The 20,737-nt window shown below is 26.5% G+C and carries 23 protein-coding genes; 1 reads left to right on the forward strand and 22 read right to left on the reverse strand.

Annotation, left to right across the window (positions count from 1 at the left end; genetic code table 4):
• Positions 1-9: 9 nt before the first annotated feature.
• The 13 genes from MENTO_RS03040 to MENTO_RS03100 all read right to left on the reverse strand — a co-directional run bounded on the left by MENTO_RS03040 (position 10) and on the right by MENTO_RS03100 (position 12,615).
• Positions 10-1,593, reverse strand: coding sequence for a hypothetical protein (locus MENTO_RS03040; protein WP_099651381.1), 1,584 nt, complete (start codon positions 1,591-1,593; stop codon positions 10-12).
• A 14-nt stretch (positions 1,594-1,607) separates the two neighbouring features.
• Positions 1,608-2,948: a methylenetetrahydrofolate--tRNA-(uracil(54)-C(5))-methyltransferase (FADH(2)-oxidizing) TrmFO gene (trmFO, locus tag MENTO_RS03045; protein WP_099651382.1), complete on the reverse strand. Its 1,341-nt coding sequence runs from the start codon at positions 2,946-2,948 to the stop codon at positions 1,608-1,610.
• Entirely contained in the window at positions 2,948-4,849 is a 1,902-nt protein-coding gene (locus MENTO_RS03050) for an ABC transporter ATP-binding protein (RefSeq protein ID WP_099651383.1), read from the reverse strand. The genes trmFO and MENTO_RS03050 overlap by 1 nt, the downstream gene beginning before the upstream one ends.
• Positions 4,836-6,812, reverse strand: coding sequence for an ABC transporter ATP-binding protein (locus MENTO_RS03055; RefSeq protein ID WP_099651384.1), 1,977 nt, complete (start codon positions 6,810-6,812; stop codon positions 4,836-4,838). Before MENTO_RS03055 ends, MENTO_RS03050 begins: the two co-directional genes overlap by 14 nt.
• An 86-nt stretch (positions 6,813-6,898) precedes the next feature.
• Positions 6,899-7,678, reverse strand: coding sequence for a DNA-processing protein DprA (locus tag MENTO_RS03060; protein WP_099651385.1), 780 nt, complete (start codon positions 7,676-7,678; stop codon positions 6,899-6,901).
• A 2-nt stretch (positions 7,679-7,680) separates the two neighbouring features.
• Complete coding sequence (locus MENTO_RS03065; RefSeq protein WP_099651386.1) at positions 7,681-7,986, reverse strand: single-stranded DNA-binding protein; 306 nt, start codon at positions 7,984-7,986, stop codon at positions 7,681-7,683.
• Positions 7,987-8,055: 69 nt separating this feature from the next.
• On the reverse strand, positions 8,056-8,682 hold the full coding sequence (locus tag MENTO_RS03070) for a ribonuclease HII (RefSeq protein WP_099651387.1): 627 nt from the start codon (positions 8,680-8,682) through the stop codon (positions 8,056-8,058).
• Complete coding sequence (gene ylqF, locus MENTO_RS03075) at positions 8,676-9,623, reverse strand: ribosome biogenesis GTPase YlqF (RefSeq protein ID WP_099651388.1); 948 nt, start codon at positions 9,621-9,623, stop codon at positions 8,676-8,678. Before ylqF ends, MENTO_RS03070 begins: the two co-directional genes overlap by 7 nt.
• Positions 9,624-9,710: 87 nt before the next feature.
• On the reverse strand, positions 9,711-10,097 hold the full coding sequence (gene rplS / locus MENTO_RS03080; RefSeq protein WP_011183437.1) for a 50S ribosomal protein L19: 387 nt from the start codon (positions 10,095-10,097) through the stop codon (positions 9,711-9,713).
• Position 10,098: 1 nt separating this feature from the next.
• A complete protein-coding gene (gene trmD, locus MENTO_RS03085) occupies positions 10,099-10,830 on the reverse strand; it encodes a tRNA (guanosine(37)-N1)-methyltransferase TrmD (protein WP_099651389.1) in 732 nt (243 codons plus the stop codon).
• Positions 10,830-11,330: a ribosome maturation factor RimM gene (locus MENTO_RS03090; RefSeq protein ID WP_099651390.1), complete on the reverse strand. Its 501-nt coding sequence runs from the start codon at positions 11,328-11,330 to the stop codon at positions 10,830-10,832. The genes trmD and MENTO_RS03090 overlap by 1 nt, the downstream gene beginning before the upstream one ends.
• Positions 11,331-11,389: 59 nt before the next feature.
• Positions 11,390-11,659 carry a 30S ribosomal protein S16 gene (gene rpsP, locus MENTO_RS03095; RefSeq protein WP_011183440.1) on the reverse strand — a complete coding sequence of 90 codons (270 nt, stop codon included), beginning with the start codon at positions 11,657-11,659 and terminating at the stop codon, positions 11,390-11,392.
• 86 nt (positions 11,660-11,745) lie between these two features.
• Positions 11,746-12,615: an ECF transporter S component gene (locus tag MENTO_RS03100; protein WP_099651391.1), complete on the reverse strand. Its 870-nt coding sequence runs from the start codon at positions 12,613-12,615 to the stop codon at positions 11,746-11,748.
• Between the two features lie 109 nt (positions 12,616-12,724).
• Here MENTO_RS03100 and MENTO_RS03105 point away from each other — a divergent pair, with 109 nt between their 5' ends.
• Positions 12,725-13,288: an inorganic diphosphatase gene (locus MENTO_RS03105; RefSeq protein ID WP_023026066.1), complete on the forward strand. Its 564-nt coding sequence runs from the start codon at positions 12,725-12,727 to the stop codon at positions 13,286-13,288.
• A gap of 56 nt (positions 13,289-13,344) precedes the next feature.
• Here the strand turns inward: MENTO_RS03105 and MENTO_RS03110 are convergent, their stop codons facing one another.
• The 9 genes from MENTO_RS03110 to MENTO_RS03150 all read right to left on the reverse strand — a co-directional run bounded on the left by MENTO_RS03110 (position 13,345) and on the right by MENTO_RS03150 (position 20,737).
• Complete coding sequence (locus MENTO_RS03110) at positions 13,345-14,139, reverse strand: hypothetical protein (protein WP_099651392.1); 795 nt, start codon at positions 14,137-14,139, stop codon at positions 13,345-13,347.
• Between the two features lie 63 nt (positions 14,140-14,202).
• Positions 14,203-14,916 carry a YebC/PmpR family DNA-binding transcriptional regulator gene (locus MENTO_RS03115; protein WP_099651393.1) on the reverse strand — a complete coding sequence of 238 codons (714 nt, stop codon included), beginning with the start codon at positions 14,914-14,916 and terminating at the stop codon, positions 14,203-14,205.
• Position 14,917: 1 nt separating this feature from the next.
• Positions 14,918-15,538, reverse strand: coding sequence for a deoxynucleoside kinase (locus tag MENTO_RS03120; RefSeq protein ID WP_099651394.1), 621 nt, complete (start codon positions 15,536-15,538; stop codon positions 14,918-14,920).
• 13 nt (positions 15,539-15,551) lie between these two features.
• Complete coding sequence (locus tag MENTO_RS03125) at positions 15,552-16,307, reverse strand: pseudouridine synthase (RefSeq protein ID WP_099651395.1); 756 nt, start codon at positions 16,305-16,307, stop codon at positions 15,552-15,554.
• Entirely contained in the window at positions 16,307-16,936 is a 630-nt protein-coding gene (gene scpB / locus MENTO_RS03130; RefSeq protein ID WP_099651396.1) for an SMC-Scp complex subunit ScpB, read from the reverse strand. Before scpB ends, MENTO_RS03125 begins: the two co-directional genes overlap by 1 nt.
• Positions 16,929-17,762 carry a segregation and condensation protein A gene (locus MENTO_RS03135; RefSeq protein ID WP_099651397.1) on the reverse strand — a complete coding sequence of 278 codons (834 nt, stop codon included), beginning with the start codon at positions 17,760-17,762 and terminating at the stop codon, positions 16,929-16,931. The genes scpB and MENTO_RS03135 overlap by 8 nt, the downstream gene beginning before the upstream one ends.
• Positions 17,763-17,813: 51 nt before the next feature.
• On the reverse strand, positions 17,814-18,653 hold the full coding sequence (locus MENTO_RS03140; protein WP_099651398.1) for a hypothetical protein: 840 nt from the start codon (positions 18,651-18,653) through the stop codon (positions 17,814-17,816).
• A 20-nt stretch (positions 18,654-18,673) separates the two neighbouring features.
• Positions 18,674-19,243, reverse strand: coding sequence for a hypothetical protein (locus tag MENTO_RS03145; protein ID WP_099651399.1), 570 nt, complete (start codon positions 19,241-19,243; stop codon positions 18,674-18,676).
• A gap of 9 nt (positions 19,244-19,252) precedes the next feature.
• Entirely contained in the window at positions 19,253-20,737 is a 1,485-nt protein-coding gene (locus tag MENTO_RS03150) for an MFS cation transporter (RefSeq protein WP_099651400.1), read from the reverse strand.

Raw genomic sequence — 20,737 nt, forward strand, 5'->3', positions numbered from 1 at the left:
ATTTTTTTTCTATTTAAAATGATGTAATTTATATAACACTCCAATAGAATCAATAACTTTTTCTTTCTGTTGTAATTTTTTATATTGTGCTAACAGTTTATTAATCTTAAATTCTATTAATTCAAGATCTTTATATGTATAAGACATCATATTTTTTTTGTAAGGCCCAAAAGCTATAATATAGTATTTAACTAATGTTTCTCATGAATATTCAAAAGTTTTTGGTGCCTTTGGGTCGATGGTTATCGTCAATGAAAGTATCTTTAACATAATTGACATTTGAGAATTATAATCAGCTATTTCCTCAAAACGATTTGCCTTATTTAACAATTTTTGAAAGTATTTTGCATCTAAATTTATTGACTTAAATTTTACATTTTTATAATTAAACTCAAATTTTCCATCAATCTCACTATAAAAATTCATAGTTTTCACTATTCCAACTTTTTTAAATGATATTAGACATTCTCCTAAAACACCATTATTTCGCTTTGTTTTATTAATCATTTCCATATAATAAGTTGAATATCTTACTCTAGCTACAAAATCCACTAATTTTTCAGCTCTAAACTTTATTTTTTTGAATTCTTTAAACTTTTTAGAGTGTTTTATTGTTCAGGCAGGATTAAAGTCCTTTTGATTTATAGGAGACATGCAGTGAACTGTTTTAAGAGCTCCATCAAAGGTTTTAATATTTATTTTACAATGTTCTTTAGATGAGTTTAAAAAGATTGGTAAATAAGCGTATAAAGCTTCATAAACTTCGTCTCCTTCAGATATAACTGAAATATTTTTTAAGTTATCTCTCAAAAATATAGTTGTTATTTTTGAAAGTTCATGAATTATTTTAAATTTTTGTTTAATATCAATACTTTCTCAATTATCTTTTTTAAAATTTAAAATAAAAGCATTTAATTCATCTTCATTTTTTAGAAATTGAATTGTTGGTGCAAGCCATTCTTTTTCTTCAAAACTAAGTTCTCTACCCTTTTTATATGCTTCTGATATGTTTTTTCTTGTAAAAACCTTTTTGATCTTATCTACCATATCAGCAGGCTTAAGAACATCTATCATAACCATTGTTATTAAAAACGGGTAAACAATTGAATAATAGTATTTGCTTTCTTTATCATTTTTAAAGTTTATATCATATTCAAATTTACTTGTTAGAGCACATAAACTTGCAAAATTTCAATAATAATTTTGACTGATATCTTCTGAACTAATAAATGATGTTTTAATAATATGATTTAATACAAATTCTTCAATCACTTCTTTAATAAATAATTTTTGAATTTCATCAATTTCTTTAAATTTTGATTGTACATTTTTATCTTGAAAAGTAAAAGTGAAAAGTTCTTTATAATTCTCTATTACGTAATTAGATATTTCAGTATACTTTTCAGGCTCTATATTAATTAATGACTCATTTTTTCATAATTGAAATTGAAAAAGAGAATAATATGTAACATCATAAATTTCGTTAACTTTTTCTTTTAAATCATTATTAATTTTTTTAAAAATTTGAGATGAATCTTTTTTAATATATTCGTCAAAATATGCTCAAAAAATAGTGTCTAAACGATTTATCATGTTTTATCCTTTTTCTATATATTTTTAATGTAGTCTTTAATCGAATTAATTGCTAATTCTGAAAAACTCTCATTTTTTAGTTTTTTAATTTCTTGTTTTGTTACTTTTCTGCTAGGTCTTTTAAAATCAATTTCATCTACAATACCTCAATTTGCTTTCATGGGTTGAAAGTTTGTTATTGATGCCTTATTAATATAATTTAGTAAAGCTCCTGATACAGTTTTAGAAGATGGAATACTCATTTCCTTATCTTCTATAAAGTTAGCTATGTTGATTGCAGTTATTAATCCTGAAACACAAGATTCAACATATCCTTCAACACCTGTTATTTGACCAGCAAAAAATATATTTTTATTTGATTTTAGTTGTAAATATTTGTTAAGAACTTTTGGTGAATTAATGAAATTATTTTTATGCATGACACCATACCTAACAAACTTAGCATTTTCCAATCCTGGTATCATAGAAAAAATTCTTTTTTGTTCTGGTCATTTTAAATTTGTTTGAAATCCAACAATATTATACAGTCTGTCATTTGCATCATCTTGTCGCAATTGCACAACAGCATGATTTCTTGTGCCATCAGGCTTGTCTAAACCTCTAGGTTTCATAGGACCAAATAATAATGTTTCAATACCTCTTTTAGCCATAGCTTCAACTGGCATGCATCCTTCAAAATATTTTAATTCTGCTTCACCTGGCAAATGACCAATAGCAATTTCTGCTTTAATTAATTCGTTATAAAAATTTAAATATTCATCTTTTGACATTGGGCAATTTATATAATCACTAGTTTCACCTTTGTCATATCTGTTTTTTTGATAAGCTATGCTCATGTCAATTGAATCTTTTTCAATTATTGGTGCAACAGCATCATAAAAGTAAAAATCATCACTGCCAATAATTTTAGTAATTTCTGATTGTAGTTTATCAGTGGTTAATGGTCCAGAAGCAATTAGAGTTATTTCGCTTGGGTCAATATTTTCGACCTCCTGATCAATCACTTCAATATTTTTATTTGAACTAATTTCATTTGTAATGTATTCTGAAAACAAAACTCTATCAACTGCTAGACTTCCTCCAGCTGGAACTTGTGCGTATTCTGCTGCTCTAATTATTAAAGAATCTAAAAGCCTCATTTCTTCTTTTAGAGTACCAACTGCATTAGTGATTTCGTTACTTCTTAAAGAATTAGAACAAACTAATTCAGCAAACCCGTCCAAAACTTGGACGGGATTTTTAGTTATTCTTTTAACTTCATAAAGTTTAACTTTTATATTTCTTTTTGCTAATTGATAAGCAGCTTCTGTACCTGCTAAACCAGCTCCAATAATATTTACCGTTTTATTTTTCATTAATTCATCAATCCTGCTTCATATAATTTCTTAAATCTACCAGGAGTTGATATTAATTCATCATAAGTTCCTTGTTGAACAATACCTTTTCCATTTGCTCCAAGAACAATGATTTGATCTACATTTTTAATTGTTGATAAACGGTGAGCAATAGTAACACTTGTTCTACCTTTCATCAATTTATCTAATTCAGCTTGAATTTCTTTTTCTACAATATTATCTAAAGCTGATGTAGCTTCATCTAGTATTAAGAAGTCAGGGTTTTTCAAGAATACTCTTGCAATAACTAAACGTTGTTTTTGTCCACCTGATAATAAGAAACCTCTTTGACCTAAGATTGTATTATATCCATCTTTTAATGAAATAATAAAGTCGTGTAAATTAGCTTTTTTACATGCTTTCATAATTTCTTCATCAGTTGCATCAAATTTAGCATATCTAATGTTTTCAAAGAAATCACCAAATAAAATTTGTGGTTCTTGCTCTACATATCCAACTCTACTTAAGTATGCTGGTAAGTTAATTGTATTTAAATCATGTGAATCTTTTACTAAAGAATCTTCATTTTTATATTTACCTTCAACCATTATTTGCCCATCTACTGGCATGTAAAATCTCAATAATAATTTAGCAATTGTTGATTTACCACTACCTGTTTCACCAACAAAAGCATAAGATTTACCTTTTTCAAATGTGATATTCATTTTTGGCAAAATAGTTTTTTCTGGTTTTTTAGGATAAGCAAATGAAACATTTTCAAATGTAATTGAATTAATTTTTTCAATTTCTGGACCTTGAGGATTTGGTTTGATTGTTGGTTCTGGGTCAGTTAACTCTGAAATTCTCTGAGCCGCATTTTGTGCTCTCGTAGCTGATCTTAATGTTGGAATTAACATAGCAATAGCACCAACAACAAATGATACTAAAACTTGGGCTAAAGGCATTTTAACTAATAATAGTTCGGTATTACCATTTTTTAAGAAAGCAACACAAAATATGATAACAAATAAAGGCATCATTGCTGAAGCTGTTATTTGAATTCATTGAGTTAGTAAAGCTGATCATTGAACAGCTTTATCACCAGCTCTATTATAAATTTCATTTAAGTCTTCAACTCTTTTAACTTCATATTCTTCCAGACCAGAAGATTTAATTAAAGATATATTTGAAATTCTATCTGTCATATCTTGATCAACTTCACGTTTTCTGTCAAAAGCTGCAATTAGTTTTCTTCTATTTTGAATAAAAATTAATACAGCAATCCCAATTGAGAAAACCATATAGACAGCCATAATAACTGCGACATATCAAATTCCTGATAATATCATGATTATTACAGCCATGATTATTCCAGTTAAGAAATAAATTATATTTGTAAAGAATTGTTGAATACCAAATGCTAATGATTGTGTATCACCAACAAGTCTTGTTAAAATATTTCCTGATACATGATCAAAGAAGAAATCAACATCTTGTTGTGCTAATCTAATCAACATTTTTTGTCTTTGATTAATTTCAACATGTAAAGAAAATTGAGCGACACTTCAGTTAACAACATACTCAGACATGAATAAAAGTACAAGAGTTGCTAATGTTATATATAATCAAATTTCTCAATCTATAATAGATACTTGTCATGCTAAAAAACTTAAAGTTTCTTTTTTTTCTGGTCCTGCTAAATCATTCATGATACCTGAAATCATCATTGTTGCAAATACGGGTAAGAATGTTGAAATTAATGCATCTAACATTGTAAAAAAACAAACAGCAAAGAAAAGAGTTTTATTTTGGCTTGCTGATTCAAATATTTGCCTCATAAAAACACCAAGTTTTTTAAATGAAAATTCCATATTTACATCAAAACCATGTTTGTTTAATTGTTTTTGATTATTGTTGCTCATTACTTATTACACCCTTTCCATCATTTTTTGAATTACCTGCATCATATAAATCTTTAAAATGACCTGGCACTTTTTTAAGTTCATTGAATGTTCCTCTTTGAACTATTCCTTGCTTAGGAGCTAGAACTAAGATTTCATCAACATTTTTAATTGTAGATAGACGGTGTGCAATTGTTACACTTGTTCTACCTTTCATTAATTCATTTAATTTTGCTTGAATTTCTTTTTCTACAATATTATCTAAAGCAGAAGTTGCTTCGTCTAAAATTAATAGTTGAGGGTTCTTTAAAAACATTCTAGCAATTACTAAACGTTGTTTTTGTCCACCAGATAGCATAAATCCTCTTTCTCCAAGAATTGTTTCATATCCGTCTGGTCAACTCATAATTAATTCATGTAATTCAGCTTTTTTACAAGCAGCTATAACTTGTTTATCGGTTGCGTCAAATCTTCCGTATCTTACGTTGTCATAAACATTACCTAAGAAAATAGCAGGTTCTTGCTCAACATATCCTACTTTGTCTAAGTAACTTGATAATACAACATCTTTTAAATCAACATTTTCATTAATTAAAACTTGTCCAATAGTTGGATCATAAAATCTTAATAACAATTTTGAAATTGTTGATTTACCAGCACCTGTAGTTCCTACGAATGCATATGATTTGCCTTGTTCAAAAGTAAAATCAAATTTTGGTAAAATAAGTTCTGTTGGTTTTTCAGGATAAGCAAATGCTACATCTCTAAAATAAATATTTCCTTGAATTTTATCAATTACCACACCTTCTTTGTCCTCAAAGTGATTATTGAATCTTGGCTCTTGTTCTAAGATTTCACCAACTCTTTTTGAAGCTACATTTGATTGAGTTAATCCAACTAAAACTCTTAAGAAAGACATAAGTGGACCAATCATTAAAGCTGAAGCTGAAATCATACCTGGTAAAACTGCGGCTACATGTGAAGCATCATAAATTAATACAGTAGCAATAATCATAACTGTTTCAATTGCATTAATGATTAAGAATATTAATGACAATATCATTGCTTGATAGTAGTTCATATGTGTTGATTGTTTAAAATAAGGAACATGTTTTTCAATAAATCTATTTTCTTCATATTCTTCAGTTCCTGAAGCTTTAATTAGTTTAACATTACTAATTCTATCAGTAACATCACCATTAACTTCTGTAACAATTTTTCTTGTTTTATATGCAATTGGTTTCATTGGAATAAATAAAACTGCAAAAATTATAAACATTACCACAAATACAGAAAATAATACAATTGTTAAAGACCCTGAAATTGTTGACATAACAATTATTGAGGCAACGGTTGTTAAAACCCCATTTAAGAAAGTAATTGGAATAATTCCAGTTTGTTCTCCAATGATTTGAGTATCAGATACAACTTTGGTCAAAATTTCACCAATTTTTTTATCTGAATAATAAGACATATCCATTGAAACTAATTTTTTGTTTAAATCATTTCTTAAATCAACTTCAATTTTTTTACCTAGCATACCTGCTGTTCATTGAGAAACAAAAGTAGCTAAAGCCATAAACAATATAATACCTATTTCAATTCCCAATAAAGGATAGAATTTTACGCCTCATCATTTTTTCATTGCTGAATCAATCATTTCCTGAAGTTGGTTTGGTAAATTTGCTATATTACCATATTTTTCAATAGTTACAGCTGCACTCATTTGTTCAATAATTTTAGGTGTCATCGCTGTTGATATTGATAAAATAATTACTGAAACTAACATAAGCGTTGTTCATAATTTATTTTTTTTCATATATCTAATTAATAAACCAATATATGTAGTTTTCTTCTTAGATTTAGTTGTATCTAATTCTGTATTCAAGTCAGATTTCTTCAATCATCTTGAAACTCTAACTTGTGGTGTTGAAGATTCATTTAGCTTTTCATTGTCAAGCATTTGCTGTTCTTCTCTGTCCATAAAATCCCCTCATTTCTAAAAAATACCATTGTGTATTTTAAATATTTTACCACCAAAATACAAAATAAAAAACACCAAAAGTGTTTTTAAATTTGATTTAAAATATCTGTTGCATTTTCCAATAATTTTGCACCATTTTTAAGTAAATTATTACTTGATGATTTAAAATTTTTTAAATTTTGAGGTATTGCAAAATAAGGTTTGTTTTCATTGATTACTGCATTTACTAGTGGCTCAATTTCACTAAAGTTTGAATGTTCTAAGAATATCACTGCTTTTGATAACCCATTAATAATTCTAATATTCATTTCATTTTTATTATTAATTGATTTATATTTAAAATTGTTTGATTCTTCGTATTCACTAATCACCAAGAAATCATAGTAATCAATGTTTTTGTATTTGCTTCAATATTCACTTTCAATAAACTTTTGAAGAGGCTCTTTAGTTAATATTATTAGTTTTCCTTTTTTTGCAATTATAAAATCAATTATTCTATGATCTGAATCACTTTCTGCTGAAATTAAAATTGTTCTTTTTTCTTTTATTAAATCATTAACGATTGCCTTTATTGCGTTATCATTATATTCGTCAATATTGTCAGAACTGCTAATATAAATAGTTTGAAAGTAGTTTTGTAATAATGAAATATTACCTAAATAATAAATAATGAATGAAGGTTTCATTATTTGCTTAAGATTATTGGGATACAATGGATTAATTATTGAAATGAAATTATTTGGTATTGAATTAGGAACCTGAATTAATTCCTGAGTTTCTATTTTTTCTTTTCTATCTAATGCATCATAAATTTGTTCTCAATCTCCATGATACTTTAATGAGAAATATAATAAAACATTATCCATTATTAGTTTAAATACATTATTCTATTTGCAATAATTTCATTAAAGACATTAGCATTCTCTTTATTAATAGATGAATGCACTCTTGCTTCGATACCAACAACAGCTTGATCATGTAATGCAAACTCATCATTAATAGCAGAAGACCAAGCTTTAACGTTAATTAAATCGTCTTCATTTTTTCCCGTTTTTGATTTATAAGAGTTGGGGACTCTAACTACAAATTTGTATAACTTTGCGTTTCCATCTTTTGAAGTATAAGCAACTTGTGCATCTCCTTCAATTTGTCCAATTATATTTACTAGATTCATATGAACTCCTTTTTTTATTCGTCAGACACCTGACACAATATAATTAAGGAAAAAATAAAAAAAATAACATTAAAAGTTATTTTCTAAAATATCTTTAATCGGTTTATAGCTTTTTCTATGAATTGGCAACACACCAAATTTTTTAGTTTTTTCTACATGCTCTTTAACACAATAACCTTTATGCAAATCAAAATTATATTCAGGATAAACTTTTGCATATTCAATCATTATGTTGTCTCTTGTTGTTTTGGCTAGAATTGAAGCAGCTGCAATTGATTGACTTAAATCATCTCCTTTAATAAATGGTAAACAATTGTAATTCTCAATAACAATTTTTTCAGCATCAATTAAGCTTACCACTGGCTTTGGTTTTAAATTCATAATTGAATTAACCATTCCAACTCTACTTGCCTGTTTTGGATTTAATATATCAACATCACTAGCTTCAATAATTTCAATAGCATAGCTTATCGCAATTGCTTTAATTTCTTCAAAAAGCAATTCTCTTTGTTTCTTAGATAATTTTTTTGAATCTCTAATTAATGGATTCTGATAATCGCTTGGCAAGATAACACTTGCAACTACAATTGGTCCTGCCATTGCTCCTCTGCCAGCTTCATCACTACCACTAATAAATTTTGTTTTATTTTCAAACCTAATTTGACTATCAAATAAGATTCTTGACTTATCTATCATAAATCTGAAATATCCTCAATTGCTTTTTCATTTTTAACTTTTGAAGCTTTTTCCATTTCTTCAGGAACAACTTCTAATATCCTTTCAAATGAAACTTTAGTAAATTCATTCCCAATAATATCTCGCATAAATGTATCAATAACACGATCATAATCAAGTAAGTCATCATTCATGTATCATTTTCTAACTTTTGCTATCATTTCAAAAATAATAAATGTATCAGCAATTTGAATAGGTCTTTGTAATCTTGGAGAAATCTTATAATGGTTTTCAATTAATCCTTCATAGTGGTTGAATAAATATTGCATTAATTTCCCAGCAACTCTTTCTTTTGGGTAAACATCTTCTTTAATAGAATTTATTGCACAAATATTTGTAGCAACTGTTTCATTTTCTAATTTAGCTGGTAAGACTCCAGGTGTGTCTAATAATGAAATAAATTGTGATAAATGAATTAATTGAATTCCTCTTGTTAATCCCGGTTTATTTCCAGCTTTAACACTTTTGTTTTTAATTAATCTATTGATAAAAGTTGATTTTCCAACATTTGGAATTCCAATAACTAAAACATTAATTAATGAATTAACCATTCCCTTTGCTTTATCTTTTTCTTGTTTTTCTTTTGTTGCTTTATTAATTAAATCAATTAATGGTTTAACAATATTTTTTTGTTTATCATCTAATACCATTACAGTGTTATTTTTTTTCTCATAGTATTCAACTCATTCCTGAGTTATTTTTGGATCTGCAATATCTGCTTTTGATAAAACATATAAAACTGGTTTATTTTTTAGTATTTTTGAAAAAGTTAAATTACGAGATGAATATGGAGCACGAGCATCCAAAATTTCAATTACTAAATCAACCACAGGAATTTTTTCTTCAATATTTTTTAAAGTCTTATTCATATGACCTGGAAATCAGTTAAATTCTGCACTCATGTTATTTCTCCTTTTAATCTTTTTATATTATAACAAATAAAAAAACCCTCATTTGACATGAGAGTTATATTGTTTAATAATTGACAACTATTTTTTATCAGCTTTTGTTGGTAAGATTTCTTTAATTCTTGCAGCTTTACCTGATAATTTTCTGATGTAGTAAATTCTAGCTCTACGTACACGTCCACGTTTAACGATAGTAACTTTATCAATGATTGGTGAGTGTAGTGGGAATGTTCTTTCTACGAATACACCGTTTGATAATTTTCTAACAACAACAGAATAAGTAATACCTGAACCTTGAGTTTTGATTACTAATCCTTCAAATGTTTGAATACGGAATTTTTCTCCCTCTTTAATTTTAACGTCAACTTTAATAGTATCCCCTGATGTAAAATCTGGTAAGTCGTTACGTAATTGGTTGTTAATAATAGCGTATTTTGATTGTGTTGTTTTTGTTGCTTTTGATGCCATATTATTTATCTCCTTTCGATTTTTTTAGATTTTCTAATAATTGTATTTGTACTTTGTTTAATTTTGATTCATCAATTAAATCTGGTCTTTTATTAAAAGTAGATATTAATTGTTGTTCATCTCTTCACTTTTGAATATTAGCATGGTGTCCACTTAAAAGGACTTCAGGAACTTTGTCTCCCCTATAATCATGGGGTTTGGTGTATACTGGATAATCCAATAAGTTATTTTCAAAACTTTCTTGTTCATGTGATTCTGTATTTATAACTCCTGGTAGGATTCTAGTAATTGAATCTAACATTATTAATGAAGGCAATTCTCCACCAGTTAATACATAATCACCAATTGAAATTTCAATATCAATATATTTCAATATTCTTTCATCAAAACCTTCATAATGTCCACAAACAATAATAATGTGATCATATTCAGCTGCAAATGATTTTGCAATATTTTGATTTCAAGTTTTTCCTTGTGGAGAAGTTAATACAACAATTGAGTTTTTTGTTTTAACAGATTCAATTGCACTGACAACTGGATCACACATTAAAACCATTCCTCTTCCTCCACCAAATTGATATTCATCAACTTGATTATGAGGTAATGTTGTAAAATCTCTTATATCAATAATTTCTAATTCAATTTTTTCACGCTCTAAAGCTTTTTTAATAATTGATTCAGAAATATAAGACTTAATGATATTTGGAAATAACGTTAGAATTGAATATTTCATTATTTTAATCCTTCAATGTTTTTTAAAGTTATAATTCTAGATTCATCATCAATGTTATCAGTGTAAACGTCAACCAAAGGCACTCAAAATGCTTTTTCTTCATTTTCTAATAGTACTTTGACTAAATCATGATTACCATTAAACATTGTTTCAATAACTTTACCTTTTTGACTGTTATACACAACAGAATAGTAAGTTAAATCATAGAATATTGAAAATGCATTATTATCATTTAAATATTTAATTTTTTTACCTTTAAATATTTCAACCTCATTAATGTGATTATGCTCTTTAAAGTAAACAACTAAATGACTTTTTTGCATGCTTATTGATTCAACCTGTTTTGGAGTAATTACATTATTTGTATTTTCAATAAATAAAAGTTTGATTCCATTTATATCGTTAACTTCAATGTTTTTTTCTAAAGCTATTTTCACAGCCCCTTTTATACCAAATGTGTTGACAATTTTTCCAATAGATAATAAGTTTTTATTTTCCATTATACTTCCTTGCTAAAATTTTAAAGTGGTTTTAAAACAAATTCTTAATTCTGCTTGAATTATTTTTTGTTAGCAAGTTTTGCTTCGTGTAATGCTTTCATTACACCTTGTTGTGATAATAATTCTCTAACAGTTTCAGTTGGTTGAGCTCCATTTTGTAATCATTTTAAAGCTAATTCATTGTTAATTTTAACTTCTGATTTTAATGGATCAAATGTTCCAATTAATTCTATGTATTGACCATTACGGTTAACTCTTGAATCAGCAGCAACGATTCTGTAGAAAGGTGCTTGTTTTTTACCAATTCTTTTTAATCTAATTTTTACCATGTTTCCTCCTATAATTTTTAAAACCTTATTTAATTTTACTAAAAATAAAAAGGGTGTCAAGTAAAACTACTTAACTTCCCTAATTTTTATTTATATCTATGGTTTATTGGTCTCATTCTTCATTCAACAATACTGAATATTGAGAAAGCAACTGTATATCTAAGCATATTTCATGCAAATATTGATAAAAGTATAAAGAAGTTGATATCCGTAACATTTTCCAATTTGCCATCTGAATGATGGTGTTCTTCATGGAATAACTGTATTGAATGCTCATGAATGTGGTCATGACTACTTGTTAAACCGTCTAAATACATCCCTAATATGAACATACCTGTTGAAATCACAGATGCTAATATAATCATTACTGGTATTGGTACAAACCTTTTGAATCTTGCCTTTGTTTTATCTGTATCTCTATGTATTGGTGAATTATTAAAAAATACATTAAACACAGCTCATACCATTCAAACTATCAAGATATTTTGAGGTGCTTCAATTGTAGTTGATCAAATACCGTGCTCTCCACCGTGAATTGCAAAATGGATAAAAGGATTTAAAAATCCTATGATTGATGAAAAAATTGGGCCAAGTGTAGCAATTGAAATACAAATAAATGCAATATCCAAAAATCTAAAATCAATCCATAATTGACCTGAACCAACTGGCAATGCAATTTTTTCAAAGAAAATATCTATAGCACTAACCGTTGCTGTTAAAGCTAAAAATACAGAAGTAAGTACCATTTTATAAATAAGTCTTCTTCTAGACATTTTAAACTCAATAGATAATTTAAATTCGTTTTTTTCAATATGATCATGTTGACCTCTATCATCAAAATGATGTATACCATGATAATGATCTTCTTTTTTATGCTCCAAATTATTAATTTCTTCTTCTTCAAGTAGACTTATATCTTTTAAGTAAGCCTCATATTCTTTTTTATTCTTTTTCATGATTCTCCTAATTTATAAAAATTATAAATAAGAATTTTAACTTTTTCAAGTAAATATTAAAAAATAAATTAATATAAGATAAAATAAAAAAAGAAAAGAGGAAATTAATATGTCAAAAAACAATGTATTAGATATGATCGTTGAAATTCCTAAAGGTTCATCTAATAAATATGAAGTAGATGCAAAAACTGGAAGAATTATTTTGGATAGAGTTTTATATGGAGCTAACTTTTATCCAGGTGAATATGGAATGGTTGAAAACACACTTGATTGAGATGGAGATCCATTAGATGTTATTAGTTTATGTACTTACCCAACAATGCCAGGTGTTCAAGTAAGTGTTAGAATCTTAGGTTCAATAAAAATGATTGATGCTGGAGAAATTGATACTAAACTATTTGGAGTATTTAACGATGACCCAAGATTTAGTTCTTATGAAAAATTAGAAGATGTACCTCAACATTTACGTGATGAAATTGAAAACTTCTTCTTACAATACAAGGCTTTACAAAAAAAATCAGTAAAAATTAACGGTTGAGGAACTTTAGAAGAAGCAATCGAAGAATTACATGAATGTAAAGAAAGATTTGCTGAATACAAAGACAGACTTGAAGCTGGTGAAAGAGACTTAATCTTAGCTGAGTGAAAAGCAAAAGGAATTGGACAAGGATAATTTGAACAACTTTAAGTTGTTTTTTTTATGTTAAAAAGAAAGGTTTAACCTTTCTCTTACATATATACGAATGGACCAACTCATTTAGAATTTTCTCAAAAATCAGCATTTTTGATTAAAGGTAAATAACTTATTTTAATGTTTTGCGCATAAGTTCTAGCACTTACAAAATCTTGTGTGTAATCTTCCAATGCTAATTTGACCAATGAACTAATTTCATTACTATAGTTATACTCAATTGCTTCTTTTACCTTAAATGAAAATAAATAAGATATTATCATTGAAATCAAACCAATAAAGAATAAAACTGAAAACATTGGTATTTTTCAAACTCAAAGAATGATCTTATCTATATTTTCATTTGTTTTTCCGCTCATATATCCAAATAGAATGCAGTTCATTAATAAACATATACACATTAGTGATAATGATAAGAACGGAATAGTTATTAATAATCATTTATATCCTCTAACTAAGCCATTTTTTTCATTTATTTTTGACGCAATTCATAATCTTGAAATAATATAATCGATTTCATAACCTACTGATTCAAATATTTTTTTTGATATTACTATTTGTTTTTTGCTTTTATTTAAATTTCTAAAAAGATTAATGTAATTTTCTGTATCCGCATAAATGATCTCATAATCTGCTAAAAGATAAATTCTTTTAAACTGCTCGATTATTCTTTCAATTTCTTTTGAACTAATCACATCATTATATGAATTGATTCTTGGTACCTGATAATTGATGTATGCCCTATTAAAATACAACACTGAAAATAGCAACGATATCATTACAATAAAGTTAACTATTAGTAGCATTAAATTTATAATAAATAAACTATCCATTGTATCACCTATAATGATTATAAAAAAAATAACACCTAAGTGTTATAAAAAGATTTTTATTAATTAAATAGCTGCATTATGATATACGTTTTGTACATCTTCTAATTCATCAAGTTTATCTAATAATGTTTGTAATTGTTGTTTTAATTCAGCATCAGTTACTTCAATATAATCATCAGTTGGGATTAATTTAATTTCTGCCATTAAGTATTCTTCAATTCCTAATTCATCTAATGAATGTTTAACTGCATTAAAAGATTTGTAAGGAGCTGTAACAATAATCATATCTTCTTCGACTTCGACATCATTAACATCAACTTCGCTCATCATTAATTGTTCAAGCACATCTTCTTCTGTTTTGCCTTTAAAAGCAAACATTGAAACTTCCTCAAACATAAATGCAACCTTACCTTCTGGATTACCATTGTTTTTATTAAAAACTTCTCTAATGTTTGCTGCTGCTCGATTAACATTACTTGTTAATGCATCAACAATAATAGCTGTGTTTCCTGGACCCATTCCTTCGTATCTATTTGATACATAGTTTTCAGCATCTCCACCAGTCGCTCTTTTGATAGCTCTATCAATAACATCTTTTGGAATTTGATTTGATTTAGCTTTATCAATTAAAGTTCTTAATGCTAAGTTTGATGTTGGATCTGAACCACCGGCTTTAGCTGCCATATAAATTTCTTTACTTGCTCTACCATTAGCTGCTGACTTTTTAGCAGCTGTTTTCGCCATTGAAGCGGCACGGACTTCGTGTGCTCTTCCCATATTAAATCTCCTTCTTAATTTTTTCTATATTTCGTATAACTTCTTCAACTTTCTCATCTAAGTTATTGTTGTTAGCATCAATAACTAAAAATGGAAAATCATTTTTATGTTCTTGGTAATATTCTTCATATGATTCATTTAAAATTTTTCAGTACTCATTATCAATACTTAATTCTGCTGATCTTCCACGTTCATTAATTCTTCTAATTGAAGTTTCATCAGAAACTTTTAAGTATACAACTAAATCAAATTTTAATCTGTCGTTTGGATATTTTAAATTTTCAGAAACTACATATTGAAAGAAATCACAATATGTTTTGTAATCCATATCATCAACATTCCCCATTTTATGACCAACATTCATGAATATTGGATCTTCAATAATTGTTCTATCAAAAATTTTGTTTTTTAAATCTTTGGCTGCAAATAATTGTTTTGATCTTGCTGTTAACATGAATATTTGCATTCTAAAAGCATAAGCCTTAATATCTTTGTAATAATCTTCAAAGTAGGGGTTTTCATCTATTGGCTCAGGAAATATTTCATAATTTAATCTTTCTGATAATTCTTGTGATATTGATGATTTACCTGCTCCTACTGTTCCAAAAATTGCTATTTTCATAATTTATACCTCTTTATTTAATTTTTAAGTCTTCTTTTCTTTTTGTTGATTGATAAATTCCATAGAATTTTTTAACCTCATGAGGTTTTAATTCTCTATATCTTCCAACTTCTAAATCATCAACTTCTAAAAATTCAATTTTAGTTCTTTTTAATTTCATTAAGTTAGCTTCAATAGCTGAAAACATTTGCTTAACGTGGTGTTTTTTACCTTCTGCAATTGTCATTTCAATAATTGATTGATCTTTTTCTTGATCATAATTTAATAATTCTGCTTGAATTGCTTTTGTAAAGTAATCATCTTCAATTTTTACACCTTTAAGTAATTGGTTTACTTGTTGTTTTGAAACTTTACCTTTACATAAACCTTGATAAGTTTTAAAGAATTCATATCTTGGGTGCATAACAAAATTTGCAAATTCACCATCATTAGTCATTATAATTAAGCCACTAACATCATAATCAAGTCTTCCAACAGGATAAACTCGCGTTGGTACGTCTTTAAAATAATCTGCAACTGTTTTACGTTGTTTAGGATCATACATTGTTGTTAAAACAAGTCTTGGTTTATTAAATAAATAATAAAACTTTTCATTGTTTTTAGTTGTTTGTTTCCCATTAACTTCAATATCAGCATCAGGACTTGTTTTGAAACCAAGCTCAGTAATTACCACACCATTAACTTTAACTTTACCTTCAACAATTAATTTTTCTGCATTTCTTCTTGAAGTTACTCCCCTAGCTGAAATAATTTTTTGTAATCTTTCCATTAAAAAATTTCCTCTGAGCCATCTTCATTAAAAACATCATCTTCTGAAACCATTTCCTCGGTTATTTTTGTGTCTTCATCAAAATCATTTTCATCATTTTCATTTTTATATGAAGCAAAATCAATTTGTGGTAGCGCTTCAAAACCACCTGTAATATTGAATAACTTGAAGAAGTTATCTGTAATTGTATATAGGTTTGCTCCTGTTGAAGTTTTACCAACAGCTTTGATTAATTTTTTTTGTCTTAATCTGTAAATTTGGTATGAACATTCAGCCTGTCTTATTAACTCAATATCATGCTTTGAGATTGGTCCTTTATAAACAATTATTGATAAAACTTCGATGCTTGAATTTGATAATCTAGAGTTGTTAACTTCTAATTCTAATTTTGCAAAATATTCATGTAATTCTGGTTTAGTCTGTAATCTATATTTATTTTTTCCAAACTTTTGAATTGAAAATGCAGAATCAACATCTGAAGAATATTTTTTTTCTAACTCCAAAATAGTTTCTTGAATTGTTACTGGTCTAACATCTTCTAATACATTTTGTAAGTCTAGTAAACTAATACCTTCATCACCATAAACAAACAATAAACCTTCAACTACAGCTTTAATATTATTATTCATAATCTTCTACCTCTTCTATTCTTTTCAAAATTGATTCGTCAGCTAAAGCTTCTGAAGTAAATCTAAATTCCAACGTGTCATTTTTTTGGTTAATAACTGCAACTTGATGTCTAACCATATCTAATACAGCCAAAAAAGTGGAAATTAAGTTAATTAAATTTAATTCATATCCACTAATAACTTCTTCAAGCTTTCATTCTTTGTGTTTATTTGTTTTCATAACATCAACAATTGATCTAGCAATTACTTGTGGTGAAATAATTTCATTTTGAATTGGTGCGTATGCGTCTTCTAAAAGCATGCTTTCATCATATTCAAAATCATCATTAAAGTTTTGTGCTCTTTGTAATATAGATTGAAAGATATCAGCAAACTCATCAATACCTATATTTAAAGGATCAAGCATTAATTCGTCATTTCTATCAGCAATTGATTGAACGAATGATTTTTTAGTTTTTGGTTTTGAGTAAGTGTTTAAATATTCTTCTTGCTTATTGTAAAAATACTCACTAACTTCTTTAATTTGTCCATATTGATTAATTTGTTCAAGCAAATCTTCAAACATAAACTCATCTTGCAATTCTTCTTCGTCTTTTGGAAGCAAAATTCTTGATTTCATTTCGATCATTTGAGCAGCCATAACTAAGTATTCACTTGCTAATTCAATATCTAATTTTTGTTGGCTTTCAATGTATTTTAAATACTGATCAATTATTTCACTTAAGTTAATTTCAAAAATATCAATTTTTTTATCCTTAACCATATTTCATAGCAAGTCCAAGGGACCTGAGAAATTGGAAATGTTTAATTCGTCTCAATGTTGCATGTTATTTCTCCTTAGTTATTTATTATTTTATAATAAATTGACCCTTTTTTCCTATTTATTAACTTGATTTAACTTTATTAATTTTATTAATTCGCCATCATTTTTTAAATCTCTATGCATTTGGATTAATGTTCTTGATACTAAAATAAAAAGTAATTCAGTTTCTAATGCTATATTATATTTTGATTTGGGATCTGTGAAAGAATGCTCAAGATTATTCCTTAACTTTCTAATATAATGGAAAGATACAGATTTGTTTAATGTTTTTAAATATTCAGCAAAAGCTAATTTTCTAACTGTTGTTTTAAATAAAGGCATTGATACAGAATCAAAATCTTTTGTAAAAATATAATTGCTCTTTATGTCAATGGTTTTAAGGTTATACTTATTAACAAGAAAAACGTTAATAAACATCAATTTGTCAAAAATTGAATATAAATATTTATACATCACTAACTGATCATGAAATTCTAATTCATTAATTGCAAAACGCTCATTAACACTATCATAACATTTACTTTTTGTTGATTTGTTTATGTAATAATTAACAATCATTTTAATTTCTGAATAAATGTAAAAATTAAAAAAATAATTTTTAATTGTCATTAGTGAAAGCAACGTTTTTAAAAGATATAAAAACTCATGCGTATCTTTTGTTGAAGGAATAATTTTATTTGGCTTTATGTCAATTTCAAGAATTCGATTATTTTTAACTAAATTAATATTTAATCTATGAGAAATTGTTGAATCTTTTAAAATTACTTCGTCAATCATATTACCTATAAAAAATAATATATCGTCGGCCTCGGATTGTTTAATTCTTTTGTTTTTAACAATTTTAATTAATTGCTTTATTTTTTCACAATGCTCATTAAGTTTTAATTCATTCATATAATTTCTCCCTTCTTGTTTTATTTAGCCATTACTTCAAATACATTTGCATGTCATTTATAAATTTTAATAAAGATTTCATTTTGCTCTTTAAAAAACTCTTTTGTTAATTCGCCAGTTATTTGATTTTCTAATTGAGGATTTTCATTGATTAGTTTTTCATTTGAAAATATTTCAACTTGTTTTCTTATCCATTTAACTAATTTAGAGGCATGTTCTTTTTCTTCTTTTGTTAAAGACTTTTCATTATACTTTATTTCAAATTCATCTTTTAAGTTTGAATTTAATGTTTGATAATTAATAACTTCTTTAAACATTGTTTCTCTAATTGCTTCTTTGAATTTTTCTGAAAAATCTTCTATTTCATTTTGTTGTATAAACAACATTCCAAATAAATCAGATTGTTTAACAAATTTATGATCATTATATGTTGCTATTTTATTTACTATTGTTTCAAATTCAGTTAAAAGTTTTTTGCTTATTTTTTGCTTATTTTTATTTTCAAAATACTTAATAAAATCACGAAAAACTTTATTATTTAGTTTTTCATTAATTTTAATTTTATCTAATTTCTCTAAATTGTTTTTCATGATTTCTCCTTATTCAATAATAATTCTTGAATTAATTTTTTTCTCTACAGATTGTTTTTCATATTCTGAAAAAATATGTTTAATATTTGCATAGTCAATGAACTCTGCAATCACTTGATCTATTCACAATACTGTTAAGAATAAATAAATACTATTAATAAAAAATAATGATGCAGCTGTTATTCTAATAACTTTTTTTAAGTTATTTTCAAATGCAATAATATTTTCAATATTTGTTTCAGCAATAATTGATTGGATTGATTGATATGTAAATAAACCTGTTTTTGTATAAATAAAAGAATTAAAAATGAAAATAACTAAAAATTGTCCAAGCAGCAATGCTGAAGCTATAAAGCCTGTAACTGGTATACCTTTTGATGCACGATAGTTTCACATAATTGCAAAAGCAAATCACATGTAGAATAAAACAAAATATGCAGAACCAAAAATTAAGTTTGAAATAATTATTCATACTGAATTAATAACAAATGTTGAAATTAACAATGTTAAACCTGAAATAACGATCAATGCAAAAATTAAATTTTTCACACCTATTTTAGGTAGCATAATTTTATATAATGTATATCCTATTACAAACTGACCAAAAATAAATAATGCTTGGTATTTTCTATCTAATGCTTCAAGTCATTTTTGATTATCATTGCCAATTTTTGAATTAGCCACAAAGTACATTCTAAATATTGGGGATTGTATAAAACCATAAATAATACCTAATATTAAAGTAAGTATAATTAATTTTACTAATGTTGATTTTGAGTATTTTATTAATTCTTCTTTTAAAACTAGTCTGAACTCTCCAATTTTATTTTTATTCTCTGAACCATTTTTAAAACTAATTAATAATGACAATAACAAAAGAATAACGGTTACAATATTCAAAACAATTATTTTATCTGTAACAAAATTATTAATATTTAAAATTCAGTTACCTATAAAAGTTGCAAATGTAATTACAAATCCAATAGCAAAAGAAACTTTTAATGCAAATAGTCTATTATATTTTTGTTCATTTAAATATAGGAAATATAAACTCTGTGATGAAATACTAATACCTAATATAATTGCTTGCAAGATAATTATTACTTTAAATCAAGCCGCATCATTTGAAGGAATAAATAATAACAGAGAAGCAAGAATTGAAGCTAAAATTGAAGCTCTTATTCAAATGTTTCTGCTTCTTATTTTTCCGGTTATTCACGTTGCAAAAGGTTTAAGTAGAATTGCAAACAACATTGAACTACCAAATAATAGTAAAACCACAACTGTTGCTGATGGCATCTTATCAAAAGCATCAGTTAATACATTTGAGTTTTCTTGAATTAAGATTGCATTAGTAACTCAAACAATTAATGTTTGAGTATAAAACCAAAATATTTTCTTTTCAAAATTTTGTTTTTTATAAAGAAAATATAAAAATGCTAATCCTAAAATAATAATTAAAGGAACTACAATAATTAAATCTCAATTATTCAT

The sequence above is a fragment of the Mesoplasma entomophilum genome, from assembly GCF_002804125.1.
GTDB lineage: Bacteria > Bacillota_I > Bacilli_A > Mycoplasmatales > Mycoplasmataceae > Mesoplasma > Mesoplasma entomophilum.